Annotated in this window: 21 protein-coding genes; 19 read left to right on the top strand and 2 right to left on the bottom strand. The window is 41.2% G+C overall.

The features are described 5' to 3' along the window. Positions 1 to 54 precede the first annotated feature (54 nt). The 17 genes from CD03_RS0112435 (at position 55) to CD03_RS0112520 (ending at position 19,170) form a co-directional block, all read left to right on the top strand. Complete coding sequence (locus CD03_RS0112435; protein ID WP_197041661.1) at positions 55 to 975, top strand: ABC transporter permease; 921 nt, start codon at positions 55 to 57, stop codon at positions 973 to 975. A 13-nt stretch (positions 976 to 988) separates the two neighbouring features. Beyond that, positions 989 to 1,783, top strand: a complete 795-nt coding sequence (locus tag CD03_RS0112440; RefSeq protein ID WP_027293921.1) for an ABC transporter ATP-binding protein — start codon at positions 989 to 991, stop codon at positions 1,781 to 1,783. A 407-nt stretch (positions 1,784 to 2,190) separates the two neighbouring features. Further along, on the top strand, positions 2,191 to 2,610 hold the full coding sequence (locus CD03_RS0112450) for a hypothetical protein (protein ID WP_027293922.1): 420 nt from the start codon (positions 2,191 to 2,193) through the stop codon (positions 2,608 to 2,610). Positions 2,611 to 2,622: 12 nt separating this feature from the next. Continuing rightward, positions 2,623 to 2,811, top strand: coding sequence for a CooT family nickel-binding protein (locus CD03_RS0112455; RefSeq protein WP_027293923.1), 189 nt, complete (start codon positions 2,623 to 2,625; stop codon positions 2,809 to 2,811). A 45-nt stretch (positions 2,812 to 2,856) separates the two neighbouring features. After that, on the top strand, positions 2,857 to 3,732 hold the full coding sequence (locus CD03_RS0112460; RefSeq protein ID WP_027293924.1) for a methylenetetrahydrofolate reductase: 876 nt from the start codon (positions 2,857 to 2,859) through the stop codon (positions 3,730 to 3,732). 30 nt (positions 3,733 to 3,762) lie between these two features. Next, on the top strand, positions 3,763 to 4,533 hold the full coding sequence (locus tag CD03_RS0112465) for an ATP-binding protein (protein WP_027293925.1): 771 nt from the start codon (positions 3,763 to 3,765) through the stop codon (positions 4,531 to 4,533). 162 nt (positions 4,534 to 4,695) lie between these two features. Continuing rightward, positions 4,696 to 6,588: an anaerobic carbon-monoxide dehydrogenase catalytic subunit gene (cooS, locus tag CD03_RS0112470; protein WP_027293926.1), complete on the top strand. Its 1,893-nt coding sequence runs from the start codon at positions 4,696 to 4,698 to the stop codon at positions 6,586 to 6,588. Positions 6,589 to 6,627: 39 nt separating this feature from the next. Continuing rightward, positions 6,628 to 7,398 (top strand): ATP-binding protein, encoded by a 771-nt coding sequence (locus tag CD03_RS0112475; protein ID WP_027293927.1) that lies wholly within the window; start codon positions 6,628 to 6,630, stop codon positions 7,396 to 7,398. A gap of 14 nt (positions 7,399 to 7,412) precedes the next feature. Continuing rightward, positions 7,413 to 9,542, top strand: a complete 2,130-nt coding sequence (acsB, locus tag CD03_RS0112480; RefSeq protein ID WP_027293928.1) for an acetyl-CoA decarbonylase/synthase complex subunit alpha/beta — start codon at positions 7,413 to 7,415, stop codon at positions 9,540 to 9,542. Positions 9,543 to 9,730: 188 nt separating this feature from the next. After that, a complete protein-coding gene (gene acsD, locus CD03_RS0112485; RefSeq protein WP_027293929.1) occupies positions 9,731 to 10,672 on the top strand; it encodes an acetyl-CoA decarbonylase/synthase complex subunit delta in 942 nt (313 codons plus the stop codon). Between the two features lie 26 nt (positions 10,673 to 10,698). Beyond that, a complete protein-coding gene (gene acsC / locus CD03_RS0112490) occupies positions 10,699 to 12,042 on the top strand; it encodes an acetyl-CoA decarbonylase/synthase complex subunit gamma (protein WP_027293930.1) in 1,344 nt (447 codons plus the stop codon). Between the two features lie 224 nt (positions 12,043 to 12,266). Beyond that, positions 12,267 to 13,052 carry a carbon monoxide dehydrogenase/acetyl-CoA synthase methytransferase subunit gene (acsE, locus tag CD03_RS0112495; protein ID WP_027293931.1) on the top strand — a complete coding sequence of 262 codons (786 nt, stop codon included), beginning with the start codon at positions 12,267 to 12,269 and terminating at the stop codon, positions 13,050 to 13,052. A 3-nt stretch (positions 13,053 to 13,055) separates the two neighbouring features. Beyond that, entirely contained in the window at positions 13,056 to 14,972 is a 1,917-nt protein-coding gene (gene acsV, locus CD03_RS0112500; RefSeq protein WP_027293932.1) for a corrinoid activation/regeneration protein AcsV, read from the top strand. Between the two features lie 38 nt (positions 14,973 to 15,010). After that, positions 15,011 to 15,649 carry a DUF3786 domain-containing protein gene (locus tag CD03_RS0112505; RefSeq protein WP_044289334.1) on the top strand — a complete coding sequence of 213 codons (639 nt, stop codon included), beginning with the start codon at positions 15,011 to 15,013 and terminating at the stop codon, positions 15,647 to 15,649. Positions 15,650 to 15,706: 57 nt separating this feature from the next. Beyond that, on the top strand, positions 15,707 to 17,392 hold the full coding sequence (locus CD03_RS0112510) for a formate--tetrahydrofolate ligase (RefSeq protein WP_027293934.1): 1,686 nt from the start codon (positions 15,707 to 15,709) through the stop codon (positions 17,390 to 17,392). A gap of 180 nt (positions 17,393 to 17,572) precedes the next feature. Continuing rightward, on the top strand, positions 17,573 to 18,202 hold the full coding sequence (locus CD03_RS0112515; protein ID WP_027293935.1) for a cyclodeaminase/cyclohydrolase family protein: 630 nt from the start codon (positions 17,573 to 17,575) through the stop codon (positions 18,200 to 18,202). A gap of 119 nt (positions 18,203 to 18,321) precedes the next feature. Then, positions 18,322 to 19,170, top strand: a complete 849-nt coding sequence (locus CD03_RS0112520; protein WP_027293936.1) for a bifunctional 5,10-methylenetetrahydrofolate dehydrogenase/5,10-methenyltetrahydrofolate cyclohydrolase — start codon at positions 18,322 to 18,324, stop codon at positions 19,168 to 19,170. A 60-nt stretch (positions 19,171 to 19,230) separates the two neighbouring features. Here CD03_RS0112520 and CD03_RS0112525 read toward each other — a convergent pair whose 3' ends face one another. Further along, complete coding sequence (locus CD03_RS0112525; RefSeq protein WP_027293937.1) at positions 19,231 to 19,371, bottom strand: DUF6364 family protein; 141 nt, start codon at positions 19,369 to 19,371, stop codon at positions 19,231 to 19,233. 222 nt (positions 19,372 to 19,593) lie between these two features. Between CD03_RS0112525 and CD03_RS0112530 the strand changes: the two genes are divergently transcribed. Beyond that, positions 19,594 to 19,815, top strand: a complete 222-nt coding sequence (locus CD03_RS0112530) for a hypothetical protein (RefSeq protein WP_027293938.1) — start codon at positions 19,594 to 19,596, stop codon at positions 19,813 to 19,815. Between the two features lie 135 nt (positions 19,816 to 19,950). Further along, positions 19,951 to 21,039, top strand: coding sequence for an LCP family protein (locus tag CD03_RS0112535; protein WP_242849088.1), 1,089 nt, complete (start codon positions 19,951 to 19,953; stop codon positions 21,037 to 21,039). Between the two features lie 42 nt (positions 21,040 to 21,081). Here CD03_RS0112535 and CD03_RS0112540 read toward each other — a convergent pair whose 3' ends face one another. After that, the gene (locus tag CD03_RS0112540; RefSeq protein ID WP_027293940.1) at positions 21,082 to 22,248 is read right to left on the bottom strand and encodes an SAM-dependent methyltransferase; all 1,167 of its coding nucleotides are present in this window, start codon (positions 22,246 to 22,248) and stop codon (positions 21,082 to 21,084) included. Positions 22,249 to 22,259: the final 11 nt, after the last annotated feature.

The following is a 22,259-nucleotide window of genomic DNA, read 5'->3' on the forward strand; positions in this document are numbered from 1 at the left end:
TGGCTGTTTCAAAAGGTATTTTGAAACGGCCATTTTATAACAATGGAGGTAGAGATGAACATTTTAATGGCAATATTTGGGGCAGTGTCCCAGGGATTATTGTGGAGCCTTATGGCACTGGGGGTATACATAACATTTAAAATATTGGACTTCGCAGATATGACATGCGATGGTAGTTTTGCACTGGGCGGATGTATCAGTGCGGTTTTTTGCGTTAAGCTGCATATGAATCCATTTCTGACCCTGTTTTTTGCACTGGCTGCAGGAGGATTGGCAGGAGCAGTTACTGGCATACTCCATACAAAGCTTAAGATTCCGGCTATATTATCGGGAATACTGACGATGATTTCTCTCTACTCAATTAACCTGAGAATTATGGGGCAGGCAAATACGCCTATTAATACCAGAGAAAAAGGAACTGACACCATAGTAACAATGCTTGTAAAATTGCTGCCGGACAGTCTTCAGAAAAATACAAATATCAATACCATCGTAGTCTGTTTTATCGGACTGATTATAGCAATTGCCGCAATCGTCTTGCTCTATTGGCTCTTCGGAACAGAGATCGGAAGTGCATTGCGTGCTACCGGAAATAACGAAGCTATGATCCGGGCATTGGGTGTGGATACAGACAAAATGAAAATATTCGGTCTGGTTATCGGAAATGCCCTTGTCGGACTGTCAGGTGCTTTAGTTGTGCAGGCGCAGAAGGTTGCGGACGTAGGTATGGGAACCGGTACTATCGTAATCGGTCTTGCATCTATTGTAATAGGTGAAGTTGTTATGGGAAAACGTCTGAACTTTGCAGGAAAGCTTGGCTCTGCTATTTTAGGATCTATCCTGTATCGTGTAATTGTAGCAGTAGTTCTTCAGTTAGGTATGGATTCCAATGATATGAAACTGTTAACAGCGGTTATTGTAACAATTGCTCTGGCCGTTCCGGTATTTTCTAAAAAACTGGTAGTTAAGAATTAGGAGGCGAGCAGATATGTTGACAATAAAAGAGGTATATAAGACATTTAATCCCGGGACAATTAATGAGAAAAGAGCACTTCAGGGGCTGAATCTGCATGTCAATCCTGGGGATTTTATCACAATTATAGGCGGTAATGGTGCAGGTAAATCTACGATGTTAAATATGGTTGCCGGTGTATACCCCATTGATTCCGGAAGCATTGTGCTGGATGGGGACGATATTTCCAAAAAACCGGAGTATCAGAGAGCCGGAAATCTGGGGAGGGTCTTCCAGGATCCCATGATGGGAACGGCTTCCAGTATGGAAATACAGGAAAACCTTGCACTTGCTTACAGAAGAGGCAAGAAAAGAGGTCTGGGCTGGGGAATTACCAAAAAAGAGAAGGAAATATTCCAGACTGCCCTTAAGTCACTGGATTTAGGTTTGGAGGACCGCATGACTTCCAAGGTCGGGCTATTATCAGGAGGCCAGCGTCAGGCGCTGACACTGCTCATGGCTTCACTACAGCGTCCAAAAGTGCTGCTGCTGGATGAACATACGGCTGCACTGGATCCAAAGACAGCCAAAAAAGTACTTGATCTCACGGTTAAGATTGTAGACACCCACAATCTGACTGCACTTATGGTTACGCACAACATGAAGGATGCCATCCGTATCGGCAACCGGTTAATCATGATGTATGACGGACATATTATCTATGATGTATCCGGTGAGGAGAAGAAAAATCTGCAGGTGGCAGACCTTTTGAAAAAATTTGAAATGGAAAGTGGCGGAGAATTTGCCAACGACCGAATGATTTTGGCTTAATTGTGAAAAAATTAATGGAAAAGATTGCTAATTTTATGATAATGATTTATTATAAAATTAGCATTTTTTATTTTTAAAATTATCCTTTCGTAAATTGTATGTTTAATGAGTAAGGCGGGGAATGAGGCGCAGGTTATGCAATGCAGGGGTTCTGTTAGACATGAATATAATATGGATTTCGGACAGCATGATGAGGATGTTAATTATTTGGCAATGCAGCAGTTTAGTGAGTCGAAGTGATGTTATATATTAGTAAGTATTAGTGAATCTTCTAAAATTATTTAAAAAAATACAATACTCATTGTTGAGAATTCATATATTGTATGTTATAATATCCCCATCTAAGGGTTATGATATATGACTCTGTGAAGCTTTTAACAAATAAGAGGAAAGGAGAGTGGATAACAGTGCATTTAGTTAAAGATGAAAATGGTAACATTTGTGCGCATGCGCATGAACATGTCCATCCTCACACCCATACCTACGAACACAACCATGCACATGACCATGAGCATGGCCACGAAGAGGAACATAAGCATTCTCATGATGGAAGTTGCAGCTGCGACAGTACATCCTGCAATGAGAGCAGTTGTGGATGCGGATGTGGTTCCGGGGAAGAAAACCCCAACAAAGAAAATATTGCGTTATTAACCTACATGTTACAGCATAATGAACATCATGCGGCAGAGCTGGATCAGATGGCGGCTAAGTTAAGAACAGCCGGTGCCGAAGGCGCAGCAGAACAGATCAAGAAAGCAGTAGATGAGTTTCAGAAAGGAAACATGTATTTAGGAGTTGCACTTGCAATGGTCAAGGAGCAGCAATAGGAGGTCATAGAGATGTGCTTAGCTACGGCATATAATATCAATAAAGAAGACAGTATTATTTTACAATATGTTAGTATGATCGAAGTGGAAGGCATGAACATCACTCTGACTGATGTAATGGGGGAACGAAAAGTCGTGGAAGGAACCATCGCTATGGTGGACCTGACCGGCGGAGTTGTTAAAATTAATTGTCCTGATTAGGAAGGACAATTAAAATAAAACTAAAAAAACGGAGGTATTAGTTAGATGAAAAGCGTAATCGACATTATGAAGGAGAGAACATCATTTTCTTTCGAGGTATTCCCTCCAAAGGCTGAACAGCCAATGGAACCATTATTAAACACACTGGACGAACTCTATCAGTTTGATCCGGATTTCATCAGCTGTACATATGGTGCCGGCGGTTCTAATGCAGGGCGTAATGTGGAAATTTGTAAAGCTATTGCGGACAGCGGACACAGAGCAGTAACTCATTTTACATGTATTGGAAACACAAAAGAAAAAATGAAAGCTGAGTTACAGGCATACCTGGATAATGGTGTAAACCATATTCTGGCACTTCGCGGAGACTTACCGGCAGGCTGGGAAGGAACACGCGGAGATTTCAACTATGCAAATGAACTGGTAGCATTCATCAGAGCAGAATTTGGTGATCAGTTTACCATCGCCATGGCCGGAGATCCTGAAAAACATATTCAATGTCCAACCTTTGAAGAAGATATTGCGCATCTGAAAATGAAACAGGATGCAGGCGCTGATTATATTATGACTCAGCTTTGCTTTGATATTGAGCAGTTTAAGAGATGGGTAGATCAGATCAGAAATGCCGGAATTACACTTCCTATCGATGTAGGTGTAATGCCTGTATTAAACAAAGACGCTACAATCCGTATGGCATTGTCCATGAACGGATGTTCAATTCCAAGAGACCTTGCTGAAGTAATCAGTAAATATTACAATGATCCGGAAGGATTTAAAGAAGCAGGTATCGATTATACCGTACACCAGTTATACCAGTTCATTGGCGAAGGTGTAGAAGGTATACATTTATATGCATTAAACAAATCTGCTGCAGTTTCCGAAATCTTAACAAGATCCGGACTCAGAACAAAAGCAGAATAGACTATAGGGAAATGACAGGAGGCACCCGTTATGACACATACAATTGCAGTTGCAGGAAAAGGCGGAGTGGGAAAAACCACAATTTGCGGACTTATTATTCAGTATCTCTGTGAAAAGGGAAAAAGACCGATTTTGGCAGTAGATGCTGATGCGAATTCAAACCTGAATGAAGTTCTCGGAGTGGAAGTAGATATGACTCTGGGCGATATCAGAGAAGAAGTGGCACGTGCGGAAAACAGTGTAAAGAACCCTATTCCGGCAAGTATGTCTAAAGCAGACTATATGGAAATTATGTTCAACCGCTGTATGGTGGAAGAAGATGATTATGATTTACTTGTTATGGGAAGAACCCAGGGAAAAGGCTGCTATTGTTTTGTAAACGGACTGCTGCAGACACAGCTTACAAAATTGCTGCCGAATTATAAATACATGGTGATGGATAATGAGGCGGGGATGGAACATATCAGCAGAGGCGTCCTGCCCAAAGTTGATACCATGATTCTGGTAAGCGACTGTTCCAGAAGAGGAGTACAGGCTGTAGGGCGGATTGCAAAGCTTGTAAATGACTGTGAGATGAATCCGAAAGATATGGGATTGATTATCAATCGTGCTCCAAATGGAGAACTGAACGAAGGAACCCGTGAAGAAATTGAAAAACAGGGTTTAAAGCTTTTAGGAGTCGTTCCGCAGAACTCGGATGTATACGAATTTGACTGCGATGGAAAGCCTACAGTTGAACTTCCTGAGGATTCACCGGTGAAAAAAGCGATAAGAGATATTGTGGATGCATTAGGTCTTTAATATTATGAGTTATTAATTCCCCTTGATGGAAGGAATTACCAGACACCAGGGGGATTAATTTTAAAGAGAAATATCCCGTGGGGGCGGATAATACGAAATGAATTTCGTATGTTGGGATAAAACAGCCCCGGGAAAACAACCCAATTTTAAAGGAGGTTTATAATGGGAAACTTTAAATTAACAACAGTAGAAGAATTTGAAGCGGCTACAGCCAGATTGTTGGAGACAGGCGCAAAGGTTGGTGCTGATGCCTGGCAGTTCAGAGTAAAAAACCAGACACCACACTGTAAATTCGGCGAGACAGGTGTCTGCTGTAAAATCTGTGCTATGGGACCTTGCCGTATTACTCCAAAGGCTCCAAAAGGAATCTGTGGATGTGACGTACATGGTATCGTAGGAAGAAATTACCTTAAATTTACAGCAGGCGGATCTGCTACACATTCCGATCATGGTCGTGAAATCTGCCATACACTTTATGAATCAGCTGCGGATGGCAACTACAAAGTAAAAGATCCGGAAAAATTACTTCGTATTGCTAAAGAGTGGGGTGTAGAGACCGAAGGAAAAGATATCTACGATCTGGCTCACGAAATCGCTGAAATGGGTATGATGGAATATGGTAAGCCATTCGGAACTCAGAGATTTTTAAAGAGAGCACCAAAACATACTCAGGAAATCTGGGAAAGAGAAGAAATTGCACCAAGAGCAATTGACCGTGAAGTTTCATGTTCTTTACATATGGCTCATATGGGATGTTCCTCCAAACCGGAAGCGCTGATCAGACAGTCATTCAGAGCAGGTCTTTCTGATGGTTGGGGTGGATCCATGATGGGAACGGAATTCTCTGATGTTCTCTTTGGAACACCGAAGCCGGTTGATACAGAGGCAAACCTTGGTGTTATGGAAGTGGAAAACGTAAATATCGTTGTTCACGGACATGATCCATCACTTTCAGAAATGATCTGTGAATATGCGGATGATCCTGAATTAATTGCTTATGCGAAAAGCAAAGGTGCTAAAGGTATTACCGTATCCGGTGTGTGCTGTACTTCCAATGAAGTTGCTATGCGTCGTGGTATCCCGATGGCAGGAAACTTCTTACAGCAGGAAAACGTAGTACTTACAGGAGCTTGTGAAGCGATTGTAGTTGACGTACAGTGTATTTTCCCGGCACTTGGTCCTTTAAGCAAATGTTTCCATACAAAATTCATCACAACTTCTCCGATCGCTCAGATGCCGGATTCTGAATTCATCAGATTCAATGCTCATACAGCAGGCGAGAATGCAAAAGCGATTGTAAAAGCTGCTATTGACAACTTCGAAAACAGAAATCCGGATCTGATCTACATCCCGGATATGAAACAGAAAGCTACTGTTGGTTATTCTGTAGAAGCAATTGTTAAAGTGTTGGATGGCGTTACAAATTCACAGGTAGATGAGACAGGAACAACAAAACCATTACTGGAATGTATTACATCCGGTGTACTCCGTGGTGCTGTTGCTATGGTTGGATGTAACAATCCGAAGATCAGACCTGACCTTGCTCACATCGAATTAATGAAAAAATTAATCGCAAACGATATCGTAGTCATTGCATCCGGTTGTGCTGCTCAGGCGGCTGCTAAGGCAGGACTTATGGACAAAGCTGCAAAAGATATTTGCGGTGCAGGTCTTAAGAGAGTTTGTGAATTAGCTGATATCCCTCCAGTATTACACATGGGATCTTGTGTTGATATCAGCCGTATGATGATTCTTGCATCTGAACTTGCAAAAGATTCAGGACTTAATATTTCTCAGCTTCCGGTTGTGGGATGTGCTCCTGAGTGGATGTCTGAAAAAGCGGTATCCATTGGTAACTACGTAGTTTCTACCGGTATCGATACATTCCTTGGAGTTGATCCTTATGTATCCGGTTCCAGTGAAGTTGCAGAGTTACTGACAAGCGGCGTAAGAGAATGGGTTGAAGCAGCATATACGGTTGAAAAAGATATAGATAAGCTTGTAGATGCTATGATTGACAGAATTGAAGAAAAGAGAGCGGCTCTTGGTATCTAATCGGGAGAACGCTGCTATTGGCAGCAGATTGGAGTTAAAATGAAAATTGCAGTTACCGGAAAAGGCGGAGTAGGAAAGACAACTTTTGCGGCCACTTTGGCCAGATTATATGCACAGGAAGGGAAGAATGTCCTGGCGGCGGATGTGGATCCGGATGCAAATTTAGGATTAGCCCTTGGTTTTTCTGATGAAGAATTAGATCAGATCGTACCGATTACCAAAATGCGTAAGCTGGTGCAGGAACGTACCGGTGCAAATGACGACAATAAGTTTTATAAGATCAACCCGAAAGTAGACGATATCCCGAATAAATTTGCAAAGTCAGCAAACGGCGTAAAACTGCTGGTTCTTGGCACCGTTGATACGGCTGGAAGCGGCTGTGTATGTCCGGAGCATGTAATGCTCAAAAGGATTATCAATCATCTTGTTTTAAGAAGCGATGATGTGGTAATCCTGGATATGGAAGCGGGCCTGGAACATCTGGGACGGGGAACTACCGAGGGAATGGATCAGTTTGTGGTTGTAATTGAACCCGGTGCAAGAAGCATCCAAACCTACAAGAATGTAAAGCGTCTTGCAACGGACCTTGGTGTGAAGCACGTGCGGGTTGTGGCGAACAAGGTGCGTAATGAAGAGGACGAAGAGTTTATAAAATCCAAAATTCCGTCAGAAGATTTATTGGGCTTCATTCACTACAACACGGAAGTGATCGATGCGGACCGGCAGGGAAAATCCCCCTTTGATTTTAGCGACACCGCAACAGAAGAGATAAGAAAAATAAAAGAAAAGATCGATAATACAAGTATCTGATTGGAGGTATAACAGTGACATTATTTGATAGAGTATTTAGTGGAAATGATGCCGTATACGGATTGACAGAGCAGGCAATTGACGGTGCAATCGCACAGCATGGCGCTGATAAAGCAGTAAGTTTTCCAAATACAGCATACAGCTTACCTTGTTACTATGGTGTAACAGGAACAAAAATCGCTAATTTAGGTGATTTAAAAACAGCTCTCGGAGTTGTGAAATCTTTAATGACCAGAGAAAAACGTCTGAATGATGCATTTATGTCAGGTGTTGCTACAGCTCTGTGTGCAGAGTTTATTGAAGTGTTAAAATATATTGACGGAGCTGCTCCTTACGAAGATCCATGCTATGGACATTTAAGCGATGCAATTATCCGTGAGCTGGGCGTTCCTCTTGTTACAGGAGATATCCCAGGTGTAGCTGTAGTCCTTGGTACTGCACCAACTGCACAGGAAGGTGTTGACCTGATTAAGAGCTATCAGGCACAGGGTATCCTGGTAACATTAGTTGGCGGAATCATTGACCAGTGTGCAGAATTAGGATATAAAACAGGCGCTAACGTTCGTGTTATTCCGTTAGGAAAAGACGTAACAAGCGTAATCCATGTAGTATCCGTAGCAATCAGAGCTGCTCTGATCTTCGGTAATATTACAGCAGGAGATGCAGGCGCGTTAATGAAATATACATTTGAAAGAGTTCCAGCATTTGTAAATGCTTTCGGACCTTTGGATGATGTAGTAGTTGCCTGTGGAGCTGGTGCAATTGCACTTGGTTTCCCGGTAGTTACAAACGAAACAGAAAATATCTTCCGCGTACCAAAGAGCTTAATCGTTCAGGAAGATGTAGCGAAATTCAACGCAACATCTCTGGAAGCAAGAGATATTAAGATTAAAATCACCAAGATTGATATCCCGGTTGCATTTGCATCTGCATTTGAAGGTGAAATCATCCGCCGTGGTGATATGCAGGTAGAATTCGACGGTTCCAGAGTTGACTGTTTCGAATTAGTACAGGCAAAAGAAGCAACAGAAATCGAAGATCATAAGATTGAAGTAATCGGACCGGACTTTGACGAATTCGAAGTTGGAAGCAAACAGAGTATTGCTTACATAGTAGAAGTTGCAGGAAAGAACATGCAGTCTGATTTCGAGCCTGTATTTGAACGTAAATTCCACTCCTACATCAACTGTATCGAAGGTGTAATGCATACCGGACAGAGAGATATGATCCGTGTACGTGTGAGCAAAGATACCTTTAATGCCGGATTCAGAGCAAAACATATCGGTGAAGTTCTGTATGCTAAAATTAAGAGCGAATTTGCAGCAGTTGTTGACAAATGTCAGGTTAAAGTTATTACGGATGCAGCGGAATGTACAAAACTTCGTTCAGAACTGGCTGTACCAAGCTATGACAAACGTGATGAAAGACTTAGTACATTAACAGATGAAGGTGTTGACGTATACTACAGCTGTATTATGTGTCAGGCATTCTCACCGTCTCACGTATGTGTTGTTACACCTGAAAGACTTGGACTTTGCGGTGCTGTTTCATGGCTGGATGCAAAGGCTACCAACGAACTTGATCCTCAGGGACCATGCCAGGTTATCACAAAAGGCGGCTTAATTGATGAAAGAACCGGATCTTACCAGGATGTTAACGATGCGGTTAAGAAATATTCCCAGGGTGCGCTTGAAACAGTAACCTTATATTCTATCATTGAAGATCCTATGACATCTTGTGGATGTTTTGAGTGTATCTGTGGTATTGAGCCATTATCCAATGGTGTATGTATTGCGAACCGTGAATATGCAGGAATGACACCAATCGGTATGACATTCCCTGAATTAGCTTCCATGACAGGCGGCGGTGTTCAGACACCAGGTTTCATGGGACATGGTAAACACTTCATCGCTTCTAAGAAGTTCATGAAAGCAGAAGGCGGTGTTGGCAGAATCGTATGGATGCCAAAAGACTTAAAAGATCAGGTTGCTGAGAAGTTAAATGCTACCGCGAAAGAATTATATAATATCGATAACTTTGTTGATATGATCGGTGATGAAACAGTAGCAGAAGATCCGGAAACATTATTAGCATACTTAGAAGAAAAAGGTCATCCGGCACTTAGCATGGAACCAATGATGTAATTTGATTTAAGAATCACCAAAGCTTTTGTTTATACCGGAGATATCTATAAATATTCAGTAAATTCAAGGGTTTTTAATGGGAGTGTTCTTAAAGAAGTACAAAGATTTTATGGATTTTTAAGGCAGACTGTTGTAAAATATAATTATGTTTTACAACAGTCTAAAAACATGAAGGAGGTTTATTAGAAATGCCATTTAATGCAAAATCAGGAAAGTTCAGCGCAAATATTAACACTGTTGAAATTGGATGCGGGGACAAGAAAATTACCATAGGCGGAGAAAATGTATTACCATTTTATACCTTCGATGCTCCTATCGAAAACGCACCAAAAGTAGGTGTTGAGATCACAGACTTCGGTTTAGAAAATGAACCGGAATTTATTCAGAAATATTATGAAGGCTGTGCAACTGTAGCTGATATGGCTAAAAAAGCCGCAGCTATGGAAGGTGCTGATTTCCTTTGCCTGAGATTAGAAGGCGGAGATCCCAACGGAGCTGACAAATCTACAGAGGAATTAATTCAAATCGTAAAAGATGTTGCAGCAGCAGTAGACGTGCCACTTGTTATTGCGGGATGCAAGAACGTTGAAAAAGATGCAGAACTTTTAAGCAAAGCTGCCGAAGTACTGGAAGGCAGAAATGCAATGCTTTTAGCAGCAAAGGAAGAAAACTACAAGACAGTTGGTGCAGCAGCAGGCCTGGCTTATAAGCAGGTAGTAGGTGCTGAATCAGCAGTTGATATCAACCTTGCAAAACAGTTAAATGTATTATTGTCACAGTTAGGTGTCAGCAGTTCTAACGTTGTTATGAACGTAGGTACTGCAGCAGCAGGTTATGGTTTTGAATATGTTGTTTCCACCATGCAGAGAGTAAAAGCAGCAGCTTTATCTCAGAATGATGGAATGTTACAGATGCCGATTATAACACCGGTAGCATCTGAAACATGGGGCGTAAAAGAATCAATGGCTTCAGAAGCTGATATGCCTGAATGGGGAGATGTTGAACAGCGCGGTATTGATATGGAAGTAGAGACAGCAGCAGCAGTTTTAGTTTCCGGATCAAATGCAGTTATTTTAAAACATCCTGTATCAGTTGCAACTATTTCAAAATTAGTCAAAGAATTAGTATAATTGCTGCTTAAGGAGGAAAAAGAATTATGGCACTTAAAGGTCTTGATATATTTAAATTATCACCTAAGAAAAACTGTAAGGAGTGTGGATGCCCAACATGTATGGCTTTCTCAATGAAGGTTGCACAGGGCGCTATGGATATCAGTGCATGTCCGCATTTCTCACCGGATGCATTAGCAACTTTATCAGAGGCTACTGCACCACCAATGAAAACAATTAAAGTCGGAACAGGCGAAAATGAATTTACTTTAGGCGGAGAAACTGTTCTTGAAAGACACGAAAAAACTTTTGTAAGTAAGACAAGATATGCAGTTGCTCTTTGCAATTGTATGGATGAAGCAGCAATTGACGCTAAGCTTGCAGCAATTCCTAAGGTTGATTACGAACGTATCGGCGAAAGAATGTTTGTAGAGATGGTCTATGTTAACTACAGCGCTGATGGAGTCAGTGATTATGTAGAGCTTGTAAAAAAAGCAGCGGCTCTGAACAGAACTTTAATTTTAGGATGTACAGATGTTGAAGTTGCAAAAGCAGCTCTTGAAGTATGCAAAGACAGCAAACCAGTATTAAATGGAGCAGATGCTTCCAATTATGAAGCTATGAGTGCAATAGCTGTTGCAGCAGGTGTTGTACTTGGTGTTCGTGGAGCAGATATAAATGAATTATATGATACAGTTGCTAAATTAGAAGGACTTGGAAACAAGAACCTGATCCTGGATGCGGGATGTAAATCCATTAAAGATGCATTTGCAACAGCAGTTCAGATGAGAAAAGCAGCAGTTAAAGACAGTGACAGAACATTTGGTTATCCGTCAATCGTAAATGTAGCAGCACTTGCAAAGGGAGATATCCACATGCAGGCAGCTTTAGCATCTATGTTTACAATTAAATATGGCTCTATCATAGTAATGGAAGAAATGACTTATGCTCAGGCATTGCCGTTATATGGTTTAAGACAGAACGTATTTACAGATCCTCAGAAGCCAATGAAAGTAGAACCGGGTATTTACCCAATCAATGGAGCAGATGAGAATTCAGTTTGTCTTACAACTGTAGACTTTGCACTTACATATTTCGTAGTATCCGGCGAGTTAGAGCGTTCCGGAGTTCCTTGTAATCTGATTATCAGTGATGCAGGCGGATTATCCGTTCTGACAGCATGGGCAGCAGGTAAATTATCTGCAAGTTCTATTGCTAAATATTTTGGAGAAGCTGATATCGAAGGCAAGATCAAAAACAGAAAATTAATTCTTCCAGGTAAAGTAGCTGTTTTAAAAGGTGAAGTAGAAGCGAAACTTCCGGGATGGGATGTCATTGTAGGACCAAATGAAGCTGTACAGCTTGTGAAATTCTTAAAAGATATGCAGTAATTTTCTCTATACTAATATAGTATGGCAGAAATCAGTAAATGATTTTACTAACAATATGTAACAGTTCAGACAGCATGAACTGTTACACATCCAGCCCATTGAAATTCGCCTGCGGCGAAGGGCTGGATGTCTGCAGGCTCCAGGTTTTCATACGGTCGGCGCAGTAAATGCGCAGACCTGTCTGAAATGTTACAACAATTTCAATTAGAGAAGGAGATTAAACAATGGCAAAATTCGTAACAATTGGTGAAAGAATCCACTGTATTTCCCCAGTTATCCGTAAAGCAATGGCAGAAAGAGACGGAGCTCCTATCATTCAGCGTGCAAAAGAGCAGCTTGATGCAGGCGCAACTTACTTAGATGTAAATATCGGACCGGCTGAAAGCGATGGCGAAGAATTAATGAAATGGGCTGTTCAGCTGCTTCAGAATGAATTCGACAATGTACCGCTGGCACTGGATACCGCTAATAAAAAAGCGATTGAAGCTGGTATTTCCGTATATAACCGTTCAAAAGGAAAACCAATCGTTAACTCTGCAGATGCCGGAGACAGAATCGAAAATATCGATTTAGCTGCAGCAAATGATGCAATTGTTATCGCATTATGTTCCGCAGAAGGCGTTCCATCTGATAATGACGAACGTATGATGCACTGCCAGAACATGTTAGAGAGAGGTCTGGAACTTGGCATGGAACCTACTGATCTCTGGTTTGACCCGTTATTCCTTGTTGTTAAAGGAATGCAGGACAAGCAGATGGACGTTTTAGAAGCAATTAAAATGTTCAGCGATATGGGATTAAACTCTACAGGTGGATTATCCAATAACTCTAACGGTATGCCAAAACATATCCGTCCGATCATGGATTCTGCTTTAGTAGCTATGGCTATGATGAATGGTTTGACTTCCGCTATCGTAAATCCTTGTGATTTAAGATTGATGGAAACAATCAAATCCTGTGATGTATTTAAAAACAATACCTTATATGCGGATTCCTATCTGGAGATCTAATATATGCATAAAGTTACTTTTAAGTTTGAAAACAGCGAAGATATTATTGTCTTCGCTGCTTTCGGTGAAAGCCTTCTTGAGGTAGCGAGAAAAACAAACGTAGCTATCGATGCACCGTGTTCAGGAAATGCATCTTGCGGGAAATGCAGAGTAAAGCTCGTTGGCGGTGAATTAGAATCAAAAAAGACGCGTCATATTACGGATGAGGACTATGCCGAAGGCTGGCGTCTCGCCTGTGTCAGTACCATAAATGCGGATGTGGAAGTACTGGTGCCGGATATTGCCTCTGCTTACAGAAGCCGTATGAAAGTGGCAGATCTAAGTTCGCCGGAAGAATTAAAGATTTTTTCCGATGCAAAAGAACAGATTTTAGAAGCAGGTATTGAACTGAAGAATACATTAGAGATTTTGAATGTATCTATGGATGAGCCTACTTTGGATGATACCATGCCTGACAATGAGCGGTTTACCCGCGCAATTACGGCAATAACCGGTATTGAAAAGATCCGTGTTCCATATTCGGTTTTGAAGAAATTGCCGGATGTGCTTAGGGAAAGCAATTTTCGTGTCAAAATAATTGTAAGAAAAATTGAAACAAATATATTTGTATATGATGTTTTCCCGGAGAATGAAGAAGTGATTGTAGGTGGAATTGCAATTGATATCGGAACAACAACGGTTTCAGCAATTCTGATTAATATGCTGGACGGATCTATTCTTGCAAAAGGTTCTTCCGGAAACGGACAAATCCGTTACGGTGCCGATGTAATTAATCGTATAATTGAATCGGCAAAACCAGGCGGCAAGGAGAGACTGCAAAAAGCAGTTATTGAAGAGACGATTAATCCGTTGATCCAGACCATGTGCAGACAGGCGAAACTGGATCCTATGAGTATATATCGTATGTGTATTGCAGGTAATACCACTATGAACCATTTATTAATGGGTATCAATGCTGATCCTCTTCGTATGGAACCATACATTCCAACCTTCTTTAAAACGAATTCACTGTATGCATCTGATATTGGAATTCATATTAATCCGGATTCCCATATTATTATAGCTCCAAATATTGGAAGCTATGTAGGCGGAGATATAACAGCAGGTGCTTTTGTAAGTGCACTGTGGAATAAACCGGAGTTTTCCTTGTTTATTGACCTTGGTACCAATGGCGAGATTGTATTTGGTAACTCTGACTTTTTAATGAGTTGTGCCTGCTCAGCAGGACCGGCATTTGAAGGAGGGGATATCAGCTGTGGCATGCGGGCTACAGATGGAGCAATTGAAGCTTGTACCATAGATAAAGAAACAATGGAGCCAAATCTCTCTGTAATTGGAGATGAGGGGACGAAACCGATTGGAATCTGCGGTTCCGGTATCATTGATATTATCAGTGAGTTATTCCGTTGCGGCATTATTAACCCTAAAGGTAAATTTGTCCGTGAAGGAAAACGCGTAAGACACGATAAATTTGATATGGGCAGCTATGTGCTGGCATTTGAGTCAGAAGCAGGATCTGTGAAGGATGTGGAGATTTCAGAAGTTGATATCGATAATTTTATCCGTGCAAAGGGAGCAATTTTCTCTGCAATCCGGACAATGTTATCTTATTGTGATTTTGATATTTCAATGATAGAACATGTTTATGTAGCAGGTGGCATTGGGAGCGGTATCAATATGGAAAATGCAATTCATATTGGGATGTTCCCGAAAGTTCCTTTGGAATTGTACCAGTATATTGGAAATTCATCCCTGTCAGGGGCATATGCAATGCTTTGCTCTACTCAGGCTGAGCGGAAAGTATATGAAGTTGCAAGAAATATGACTTATCTGGAATTAAGTGCAATCCCTCAGTATATGGATGAGTTTGTTGCAGCATGTTTCTTGCCGCATACAGATACGACACTATTTGAAGACTAACTAAATTGGGATATTGAAAGGAAGCAATGGGGATACATATGAATATTGAGTACGAAAAAGACAACAAAGAACGAATCCCGTTCGAGCATTACCTTGAAGAATATCGCAAAATAGATCCGATTGAAGCAAGCAGACGCACAGGAGTTCCCTTTGATGAAGAAAAGCAGGTATTTACGCTGCGGATGATGCAGAAAAGTTATCTGATATCTTATCCGGAATTCAGTGTGGAAAAAGCAGAGACTGATGATGAGACATATGGTGCCCTTATGGAAGAAATATCTGCAAAGATTATTGCAATCCGTTTTTTGACAAAAGGCACAGCATCTGAGACAACCGGAAAGTATCTGACTTATCGTGAAGTGCCCTGGGGTGAGGTTTATTTCAGACAGTTTCAGGGCAGATGCCTGATGCGTCTGGCATTTTCCTACGGTTCAAAGTTAGAACTTTTTCAGGCACAAATGGAAAAAGTGGGCGCCGTAAGATTAGAGCTTGGCGATGTATCTTACGAGTTTGAATTCATAAATGGATATTTTGTACGATTTATTCTATGGGCTGGGGATGATGAGTTTCCACCGTCATCCCAAATACTATTTTCTGATAATTTTCCACTATCCTTTGAAGCAGAGGATCTGGCAGTTGTTGGAGATGTGTCCATCGGCACATTAAAAAAAATCTAAAATCCGTTAAAGTGTCAGGAAAACATTGGACGGATAGTTTTGAAAGGAGATATTTCTATGGGTTACAAATCAGACATCGAAATTGCACAGGAGACTACCATGTCCCCAATTACAGAAATTGCAGCAAAAGCAGGTATTGACGAAAAATATCTGGAGCAATATGGTAAATACAAAGCGAAAATTGACTACAACCTTTTAAAAGAAAGTGATGCTCCAAACGGAAAATTAGTTCTTGTAACAGCAATCAACCCGACTCCGGCAGGTGAAGGAAAAACGACAACTACCGTAGGTCTGGCTGATGGTTTACAAAAACTGGGCAAGAACGTTATGGTTGCGCTTCGTGAGCCATCTTTAGGACCGGTATTCGGCGTAAAAGGCGGCGCAGCAGGCGGCGGCTATGCACAGGTAGTTCCGATGGAAGACATCAACCTTCACTTTACAGGTGATTTCCATGCTATCGGTGCAGCCAACAACTTACTGGCAGCGATGTTGGATAACCATATCTTCCAGGGCAATGCATTAAACATCGACCCAAGAAAGATCACTTGGAGAAGATGTGTGGATATGAATGACCGCCAGCTTCGTAATGTAATAGACGGACTGGGCGGAAAGACAAACGGAATGCCTAGAGAAGACGGATATGATATCACCGTTGCATCTGAAATTATGGCAGTATTATGTCTGGCAAAAGATATCACAGATTTAAAAGAGAGACTTTCCAAGATTATCGTTGGATATACATATGGAAAAATTGCAGAGCAGAAACCGGTAACCGCAGGCGACTTAAATGCACAGGGCGCTATGACAGCACTGTTAAAAGATGCTCTGAAACCAAACCTGGTTCAGACTCTGGAACACGTGCCTGCAATCGTTCACGGCGGACCATTTGCCAATATCGCACATGGCTGTAACTCTGTAATTGCAACAAAGATGGCATTAAAACTGGGTGATTACGCAATCACAGAAGCAGGATTCGGCGCTGACCTTGGAGCAGAGAAATTCCTGGATATCAAATGCCGTATGGCAGGGCTTACCCCTTCCGCAGTTGTTATCGTAGCAACCGTGCGTGCATTAAAATACAATGGCGGCGTTCCAAAGGCTGACTTGAATAACGAAAACTTAGAAGCACTGGAAAACGGTATGCCAAACTTACTGAAACATGTAAGCAACATCAAAAATGTATACGGACTTCCATGCGTAGTGGCAATCAATGCATTCCCAACTGATACCAAGGCTGAATTAGACCTGGTAGAAGCAAAATGTAAAGAACTTGGTGTAAACGTAGCACTTTCTGAAGTATGGGCAAAAGGCGGCGAAGGCGGCGAAGCTCTTGCAAAAGAAGTAATCCGTTTGGTAGAAGAGCCAAGCGAATTCCACTATTCTTATGAATTAGAAGGAAGTATCGAAGATAAATTAAATGCAATCGTACAGAAAGTATATGGCGGAAAGAAAGCAGTTCTCACAGCAAATGCTCAGAAGCAGGCGAAAGAACTGGAAAACCTTGGATTCGGGAACTGCCCGATCTGTGTTGCTAAGACACAGTACAGTCTGACAGATGACCAGACAAAGCTTGGCGCACCGACAGACTTTGAAGTAACAGTACGTAACTTAAAGATCTCCGCAGGAGCAGGCTTTATCGTAGCCCTCACAGGAGAGATCATGACCATGCCAGGACTTCCAAAAGTACCGGCAGCAGAAAGAATCGACGTAGACGAGACAGGAAAGATTTCCGGATTGTTCTAGAGCGTGTTTGAAAATTCATTTCCGCGCAGCTGACAGAAAGCAATTTTCAGACAATCTTTAGAATCAATGGATAAAGCTTGGAAAAGCTTTGATTTGCAGGAATTTATATTGATAAGTCCGAAATGGGGCGTAGTATTTCATATATTACGCCCCATATTAAAAAACATGTAGGAGGGTATTATGGGATTTTCAACTGTACCATGTAATGAATTTGTAGAAGTATTAGCATCCAAAGCTCCGGTTCCGGGCGGTGGCGGAGCATCAGCATTAGTGGGTGCCATTGGCACAGCACTGGGAAATATGGTGGGAAGTTTAACTGTAGGTAAGAAGAAGTATGCAGAAGTGGAAGAGGAAATGTATGCGTTAAAAGCAAAATCCGACCAGCTTCAGAAAGATTTCTTAACATTAATCGAGAGAGATGCGGAAGTTTTTGAGCCCCTTTCCAAAGCATACGGTATGCCCCGTGAAACCGAAGAAGAAAAAGCAGAAAAAGCACGTGTAATGGAAATTGTTTTAAAAGATGCCTGTTCCGTACCCATGGAAATCATGGAAAAATGCTGTGAAGCAATTGATATTATTGTAGAATTTGCAGCAAAAGGAAGTACACTTGCCATCAGTGATGCTGGTGTTGGCGCAGCATTTTGCAAAGCAGCATTAGAAGGTGCCAGCTTAAACGTATATATTAATACGAAATCGATGAAGAACAGAGAGTATGCCGAAGAACTAAATAAAAAGGCAGATGAGATGTTAGAGAAATATACAAGTCTTGCAGACGAAATCTTTCAGAGTGTGCTTGGAAGACTGAAATAGGAGAAAGAGAAAGTTGGAAGAAAATTATGAAATAGAAAGGAAGCCACGCTGTAATTCTTTCAACTTGTTTTAATTGTGGCAGTATTGCAGGAAATCTGCAATATGCAATGGGTATAAAAATGGCAAAACAATTACTTGGAAAAGAAGTAACGGCAGCTTTAAATGAAAAAATCAAAGCAGATGCAGAAGCGCTAAAAGGAAAAGGAATTAATCCTACTCTTGGAATTATCCGTGTTGGGGAAAGACCGGATGATGTCTCTTATGAAAGAGGTGCAACAAAACGCTGTGAAACTTTGGGCGTATCTTATGAAAAATTCTTACTTCCTGCAGATGTATCACAGGAAGAATTAATGGAAACCTTAGATAAGGTGAATAAAGATGAGAAAATCCACGGGATTTTGATCTTCCGTCCATTGCCAAAGCATTTAGACGAAGATGCAGTTATTAAAGCTTTGAATCCGGAGAAAGATGTAGACGGAATTACAGATGGTTCTATGGTGGGTGTGTTTGCCGGAACAAAACAGGGATTCCCTCCATGTACTCCACAGGCATGTATGGAAATACTGGATCACTATAAAATCGATTGTACCGGTAAAAAAGCGGTTGTTGTGGGACGAAGCCTGGTAGTAGGAAAACCCGCGGCTATGATGCTGATTAAGAAGAATGCTACTGTAACGATCTGTCATACAAGAACAGTGGATATGCCTTCTGTTGTAAAAGAAGCCGACATTGTGATTGTAGCTGCAGGACGTGCGGGTGTAGTAGATGGTTCTTATTTGTCAGCAGGACAGACTGTAATTGATGTTGGAATCAATGTGAATGAGGAAGGCAAGCTCTGCGGCGATGTAAAATACGATGAAGCAGAACCGATTGTAGAAGCAATCACACCTGTTCCGGGCGGAGTAGGTAGTGTAACAACTTCCGTTCTGGTAGGACATGTGGTGGAAGCGGCTATGAGAACGTTATAATTAAATATGAGATCTGGAAAGGAACGGGAAAGCTGAAAAGCGGTACCGTTCCTTTTTTTATCAATCGATACCCAGATTTTTGATGTGTGCTTTGAGCGCAATGTTAATGTATTGTGATAAAGAGCGCTCATCAGAATCAGCTAATTGCCGTAGCTTTTTAATTACATTTGTTTCCAGTGTTAAGCTGACCTTTTTTTTCATCTTCTCATCTCCCTGTAGTAAAAATTGGCAAAATTATTATATACCCTGCTTTCGGTTTTTACCATGTGCAAATGATACAGGAATCTTAAAAAAACATGGATATTATATAAGATTATTTTTCAAATTTTACCAGCATAATTGAAAAATAATGAGCATTATAGTAAAATATTAATTTATAATCATTTATTGCAAATAATAAAAGATATGGGGAGAATGTGAATTATGGATGAACATGATAATGAATATTTATTTATTCATGAACAGTTCTATCAGGAGCTGGACAAATTGAAACCGGTGGAGAAGCTGTGCGTGATGCAGCATATCCTTTTGGATCATGACACTAGGTATAAGCTTTATTGTATGGCACGAAACCGGGCGGAAGCTGAAAAATTAAACGAAGCCCTGAACACAATTTTCACATACGGAAGCCAGATTGTACGCTGACCATTTGAAACGGTAATTTTCATTAAGCTTTCTTAATCTTTCTTTAAATCTCAGCGAATGCAGTCAAAAAATGTTATAATACCACAGACATCAGTTTTAGCATTGAATGATCCGCTTTTATGAGAGGAGAAAATTATGAGTTATTCAAGAGATCAGTACAATAACCAATATGGAGGATATCCGCAAAATGGCAGGATGCCTAAGCGGAAAAAGAAAAGAAGAATATGGCCGTTTATTTTATTAGTATTGCTTTTACTCATTGGGGCAGCAGCAGTGTTTGTTCTTGTGAAATTTGCGAAGATCCAGCGTAATGATATCCCGAAAGAGGATCTGGTTATCAATACAAATCTGGATCCGGCTGAACTTAAAAATATGTCCGGCTATACCAATATTGCATTTTTTGGTGTGGATTCCCGTGAAGGAAGTCTTTCTTCAGGGGCAAACAGCGATACGATTATGATATGCAGTATCAACAATAAAACAAAAGAAATCAAACTGGCATCAGTTTATCGTGACAGTTACCTGGATAATACCCAGGGAGGATATCAGAAAGCAACAGAAGTATATTCCATTGGAGGACCAAAGCAGTCTTTAAATATGCTGAACAAAAACCTGGATTTGAATCTGAGTGATTATATTACCGTTGATTTTCAGGCACTTGTAGAAGCAGTTGATTTGTTAGGCGGCGTTGATATAGAGTTGACGGAAGGTGAAGTACAGTGGCTGAATGGTTATCTGGTTGAGGGACGGGAAGTTGTGGGAAAAGAAACACCCGATGTTCCGGGACCGGGCATGCAGCATTTAAATGGTATGCAGGCGCTGGCATACAGCCGTATCCGTTACATCGGACTTGATTATGAACGTACGGAACGCCAGAGAAAAGTATTAGAACAGCTGATGCAGAAGGCAAAAACAACCGATTTGCTCACATTAAATAAAGCGATCGATACAATTCTGCCTATGGTCCTTACAAGCCTTTCTAATACGGAAATATTAAAGCTGGCAACAGGTATATCCGGTTATAACATGGGAGAAACCACAGGTTTTCCAATGGATAAAGATACTGCGGATATTCCATCAGCGGGAGACTGTGTGGTTCCTAAAAATCTTGCAAATAATGTTGTTCAGCTTCATCAGTTTTTATTCAGCGGGGAAAGCTATACCCCATCAGCAACTGTGCAGGAAATCAGTAATCAGATCATTAATAATACAGGCATCCAGTAAAAAGCAAAATAGAGTGGTATAGCCACTCTATTTATGAATGGACTAATACCACCTGGTCATTGGAAGATCATTATTGATGCCTTTTGAGATTAAGATCTGGTTCAGGTCGATGATACCATTGTGGAATGTGGCAGCGCACGCATTTAAATACAAATCCCACATTCTGGTGAATTCACTGCCCATCATCTCGTTGATCGTATCACGGTGTTCGTTGAAATTCTGGCTCCAGCAGCGAAGGGTTTTAAAATAGTGACGGCGGAGACTTTCTACGTCCAGGGTGTAGAAATTATAATCACCCAGGATATGAATCATTTCCCGCAGACTTGGCACAGTACCTCCGGGGAAAATATATTTTTTAATCCATGGATCACCGGGATGTTCCTGCAGCGCGCTGATATAGTGCAGCAGGAACAGCCCGCCCTTTTTCAAAACGGAGTCTACATTTTTAATGTACAGTTCGTAGTTGTCACGTCCTACGTGCTCCAGCATGCCTACACTTACAACGCGGTCAAAAGTTCTGCCGCTCTTAGCCAGATCTCTGTAATCCATCAATTCTACAGAAATCTGCCCGGTCAGGCCTTCTTCTTTGATCCTGTCCTGAAATTTTTTCTGCTGTTCTTTGCTGAGTGTAATTCCAAGTCCGGATACACCATATTTTTTAGCAGCTTCAATTAGCAGAAATCCCCAGCCGCAGCCAATGTCAAGGAGGCTCATACCTTTTTGCAGGTAAAGCTTTTCGAGAATGTAATCAACTTTATTTACTTGTGCATCGTACAGGGTATCATTCGCGTTTTTGAAATAGCCGCAGGAGTAGCTCATGGTGTCATCCAGCCATAAGCTGTAGAAATCATTACCGATATCGTAATGAGAAGATACTTCTTTTTGCTGATTCTTTTTCGAGTGTGAAGAGAAGATTAGTTTTTTCAGCGCAGAATGATTTGTGGAAAATTTCCCCATCTGCCCCAAAAAGTGGTCCAGTGCATCAAACAGGTCTCCGTCTATATCGAGATCACCCCGCATGTATGCTTCGCCTAAGGCGAGTGAAGTGCTTGTTAGCAGTTCCTGTTTTGGAATATCATTTTGCAATTTGACCGTAAAGGCGGGGGTCCCGTCACCGATTAGATGTTCTTCTTCTTTTAGCTTTACTAAAAAGGGATATTCATCAAATCTTTGAAGAAATTGAATTAAAAAGTTTTCTGTTAATGTCATTAAATTTACCT

Origin of the sequence: Robinsoniella sp. KNHs210 (genome assembly GCF_000686105.1) — a bacterium.
Classification (GTDB): Bacteria; Bacillota; Clostridia; order Lachnospirales; family Lachnospiraceae; genus Robinsoniella; species Robinsoniella peoriensis.

Excerpts from the sequence above, each read along its gene's own strand:
- CD03_RS0112435 (WP_197041661.1), top strand. The coding sequence starts at position 55 with ATGAACATTTTAATGGCAATATTTGGGGCAGTGTCCCAGGGATTATTG.
- CD03_RS0112440 (WP_027293921.1), top strand. The coding sequence starts at position 989 with ATGTTGACAATAAAAGAGGTATATAAGACATTTAATCCCGGGACAATT.
- CD03_RS0112455 (WP_027293923.1), top strand. The coding sequence starts at position 2,623 with ATGTGCTTAGCTACGGCATATAATATCAATAAAGAAGACAGTATTATT.
- CD03_RS0112460 (WP_027293924.1), top strand. The coding sequence starts at position 2,857 with ATGAAAAGCGTAATCGACATTATGAAGGAGAGAACATCATTTTCTTTC.
- CD03_RS0112465 (WP_027293925.1), top strand. The coding sequence starts at position 3,763 with ATGACACATACAATTGCAGTTGCAGGAAAAGGCGGAGTGGGAAAAACC.
- cooS (WP_027293926.1), top strand. The coding sequence starts at position 4,696 with ATGGGAAACTTTAAATTAACAACAGTAGAAGAATTTGAAGCGGCTACA.
- CD03_RS0112475 (WP_027293927.1), top strand. The coding sequence starts at position 6,628 with ATGAAAATTGCAGTTACCGGAAAAGGCGGAGTAGGAAAGACAACTTTT.
- acsD (WP_027293929.1), top strand. The coding sequence starts at position 9,731 with ATGCCATTTAATGCAAAATCAGGAAAGTTCAGCGCAAATATTAACACT.
- acsC (WP_027293930.1), top strand. The coding sequence starts at position 10,699 with ATGGCACTTAAAGGTCTTGATATATTTAAATTATCACCTAAGAAAAAC.
- acsE (WP_027293931.1), top strand. The coding sequence starts at position 12,267 with ATGGCAAAATTCGTAACAATTGGTGAAAGAATCCACTGTATTTCCCCA.
- acsV (WP_027293932.1), top strand. The coding sequence starts at position 13,056 with ATGCATAAAGTTACTTTTAAGTTTGAAAACAGCGAAGATATTATTGTC.
- CD03_RS0112505 (WP_044289334.1), top strand. The coding sequence starts at position 15,011 with ATGAATATTGAGTACGAAAAAGACAACAAAGAACGAATCCCGTTCGAG.
- CD03_RS0112510 (WP_027293934.1), top strand. The coding sequence starts at position 15,707 with ATGGGTTACAAATCAGACATCGAAATTGCACAGGAGACTACCATGTCC.
- CD03_RS0112515 (WP_027293935.1), top strand. The coding sequence starts at position 17,573 with ATGGGATTTTCAACTGTACCATGTAATGAATTTGTAGAAGTATTAGCA.
- CD03_RS0112520 (WP_027293936.1), top strand. The coding sequence starts at position 18,322 with ATGGCAAAACAATTACTTGGAAAAGAAGTAACGGCAGCTTTAAATGAA.
- CD03_RS0112525 (WP_027293937.1), bottom strand. The coding sequence starts at position 19,371 with ATGAAAAAAAAGGTCAGCTTAACACTGGAAACAAATGTAATTAAAAAG.
- CD03_RS0112530 (WP_027293938.1), top strand. The coding sequence starts at position 19,594 with ATGGATGAACATGATAATGAATATTTATTTATTCATGAACAGTTCTAT.
- CD03_RS0112535 (WP_242849088.1), top strand. The coding sequence starts at position 19,951 with ATGAGTTATTCAAGAGATCAGTACAATAACCAATATGGAGGATATCCG.
- CD03_RS0112540 (WP_027293940.1), bottom strand. The coding sequence starts at position 22,248 with ATGACATTAACAGAAAACTTTTTAATTCAATTTCTTCAAAGATTTGAT.